Source organism: Mycolicibacterium vaccae NBRC 14118 = CIP 105934 (assembly GCF_001552715.1).
Taxonomy (GTDB): domain Bacteria; phylum Actinomycetota; class Actinomycetes; order Mycobacteriales; family Mycobacteriaceae; genus Mycobacterium; species Mycobacterium vaccae.
Window position 1 is genome coordinate 1 of record NZ_BCRS01000305.1, and the last position, 2684, is coordinate 2684.

The 2684-nt window shown below is 68.6% G+C and carries 4 protein-coding genes; all 4 read right to left on the bottom strand.

The window, feature by feature from the left end:
• On the bottom strand, positions 1-266 hold a 266-nt coding region (locus MVA01S_RS30690; protein WP_159426387.1), incomplete at its 3' end, for a translation initiation factor IF-2 N-terminal domain-containing protein.
• A gap of 113 nt (positions 267-379) precedes the next feature.
• Positions 380-736 (bottom strand): YlxR family protein, encoded by a 357-nt coding sequence (locus MVA01S_RS30695; protein ID WP_169801791.1) that lies wholly within the window; start codon positions 734-736, stop codon positions 380-382.
• A 62-nt stretch (positions 737-798) separates the two neighbouring features.
• Positions 799-1848: a transcription termination factor NusA gene (nusA, locus tag MVA01S_RS29460; protein WP_003933175.1), complete on the bottom strand. Its 1050-nt coding sequence runs from the start codon at positions 1846-1848 to the stop codon at positions 799-801.
• A gap of 2 nt (positions 1849-1850) precedes the next feature.
• Complete coding sequence (gene rimP, locus MVA01S_RS29465) at positions 1851-2375, bottom strand: ribosome maturation factor RimP (RefSeq protein ID WP_040542972.1); 525 nt, start codon at positions 2373-2375, stop codon at positions 1851-1853.
• Positions 2376-2684 lie beyond the last annotated feature (309 nt).

The window sequence follows — 2684 nt, forward strand, 5'->3', positions numbered from 1 at the left end:
GGCGGGCCGGGCTTGGGACCGGGACGGTTCTGCGGGGCGGACGGCTTCGCCGAGACACCTGCAGAGCCGTTGCTGCCGGCCGGTGCGGCGGGCTTGTCGGACTTGTTTCCACCGAACGATTCACGCAGCCGACGAGCGACGGGGGCTTCCACCGTCGAGGACGCCGACTTGACGAATTCGCCTTGCTCACTGAGCCGGGCGAGAACTTGCTTACTTGTGACACCGAGTTCCTTAGCCAACTCGTGCACGCGGGCCTTACCTGCCACTACATCTCCTGTCTGGGAGGCGACAGCGGTGGTAGGCGCCGCGCCTCGGTTTAGCTATGACACATGGTCATCGGGACTTCACGGTGTGCTCATGTTCTTCGCTTACCTGTTCTCTAGCCCGGGTGAGCCGCCACGTTCCCGGTTGGAAACGCGTGCGACAACCCGGTGATGTCCGGTGAACCGGTGATCCGTAGCGCTCGGCCGAAAGCCCGCCGCCGAACTGCGGCTTGCAGGCATCCCGGATCGGGATGCAACCACGCGCCCCGCCCAGGAAGCCGTCTTGCTGCGTCAACGGTCACGGCGTGTTCGCCATTCCCGGTATCGACAGCGACAACCCGGAGCAAATCGACAGCCAGCCCTCGTTTCCGGCATCCGACGCAGGTCCGCACCGGTGCGCCCGAGGGTTTGGCGGTGTTTTTCTGCATCCGAGCCGATGTCTCGCGCTGGATCACAGCTGAGTCTACCGTCATTGCACCTCCGGAAAGAAAGCCGGTGCGCAATCGGAGCGGATGTCGGCTCGGTTCTCGTCGGCTCAGTGCTCGCCCGACCCGTCCCGCCGCGGCGCGTGCGCGGGCGGCCCGCTCTGCCCGTCGGCGGCCGCGTCGTCGCTGCGGATGTCGATGCGCCAGCCGGTCAGCCGGGCCGCCAGCCGCGCGTTCTGCCCTTCCTTGCCGATCGCGAGCGAGAGCTGGAAGTCCGGCACGATCACCCGCGCGGCGCGCGCGGCCTCGTCGATCACCGTCACCGACATCACCTTCGCGGGCGACAGCGCGTTGGCGACGAAACGCGCCGGGTCCTCGTCGTAGTCGATGATGTCGATCTTCTCGCCGGACAGTTCGCTCATCACGTTGCGCACGCGCTGCCCCATCGGTCCGATGCAGGCGCCCTTGGCGTTGAGCCCGGGCGCCCTGGACGCGACGGCGATCTTGGACCGGTGTCCGGCCTCGCGGGCCACCGCGACGATCTCCACCGACCCGTCGGCGATCTCGGGCACCTCCAGCGAGAACAGCTTGCGCACCAGATTGGGGTGTGTCCGCGACAGCGTGATCAGCGGCTCCCTGGCCCCGCGGGTCACCCCGACGACGTAGCACCGGAGCCGGTCGCCGTGCTCGTAGCTCTCCCCCGGCACCTGTTCGGCGGCCGGGATCACGCCTTCGGAGCCCTTGGTCTCGCTGCCGATCCGGACCATCACCAGCCCGCGGGCGTTGGCGCGCGCGTCGCGCTGGATCACCCCGGCGACGATGTCGCCCTCGCGTGCGGAGAACTCTCCGTAGTTCTTCTCGTTCTCGGCGTCGCGCAGTCGCTGCAGGATCACCTGGCGTGCGGTGGTCGCCGCGATACGGCCGAAACCCTCAGGGGTGTCGTCCCATTCGTGCAGCACGTTGCCGTCTTCGTCGGTCTGCCGCGCCATCACCTTGACCACGCCGGTCTTGCGGTCGATGTCGATACGGGCGTCGGGCTCGTGGCCGTCGGTGTGCCGGTAGGCCGTCAACAACGCGCTCTTGATGGTGTCGACCACCACGTCGACGGTGATTCCTTTGTCGGCCTCGATGGCATGCAGGGCTGCCATGTCGATGTTCATGCTCAGGCTTCCTCTCCGGCGACGCCGGCCAGTTCGAGTTCACGGGGGTTCGGCGGCGAAAACTCCACCTGGACAACAGCTTCGGCAATCTCATCGATTGCTATGTCACGGACCACCAGGGTGCTGCGGCCCTCGCGCACGACCACGGCGACGGTTCCGTCGACGACCGGGCCGATGCGGCCGGTCAGCTTAGCGCCGTCGCCGAGGGTGATCGCGGCGAGCCGACCCTGCGCCCGGCGGTAGTGCTTCTCGGTGGTCAGCGGGCGGTCCACGCCCGGCGAGGTCACCTCGAGCACGTACGGCACGGTATCGAGTTCGTCGAGGAGCTCCGACGCCGCGCGGGACAGCTCGGCGACCGTATCGAGGTCCAGACCGCGGTCCCCGTCGGCGACGATCGTGATGCGCGGGGGCCGTGCGGCCGCGTCGATCACCACGTCCTCGATGTCGTATCCGGCGCGCGCGAATTCGCCGTCGAGAAGTTCGACCACCTGTCGTTGCGACGGTAATCCCGCAGACCGCTCCGCCACGGCGAGCTCCTCGTCTTGAGTTGTCCGGACACGGATACGCAGGAAGGGCTCCGGCGAATCCGACATCCCACGATACGCCAGCGCAGGGGCCCCGAACGAACGAAAGCCCCCCGCCGGGGCGGCTGCGCAACACTGCTATGCGCGGGTGGCAGGATGTGGGCGTGCCGAGCCCCCCGCCGACCGTCAGCCGTCGCCGTGTGCTCGTCGGCGCGGCCACGCTCGCCGCGCTCGGCGCCGCCGTCACCGCGTGCGGCACCGCACCTCCGCCGCCCGATCTCGACGACCTCACCACCGCGCTGGACCGGGCCC

What these genes read in the sequence shown, in the direction of transcription:
- MVA01S_RS30695 (WP_169801791.1), bottom strand. Translation starts at nt 736, where the DNA reads ATGACGGTAGACTCAGCTGTGATCCAGCGCGAGACATCGGCTCGGATG.
- nusA (WP_003933175.1), bottom strand. Translation starts at nt 1,848, where the DNA reads ATGAACATCGACATGGCAGCCCTGCATGCCATCGAGGCCGACAAAGGA.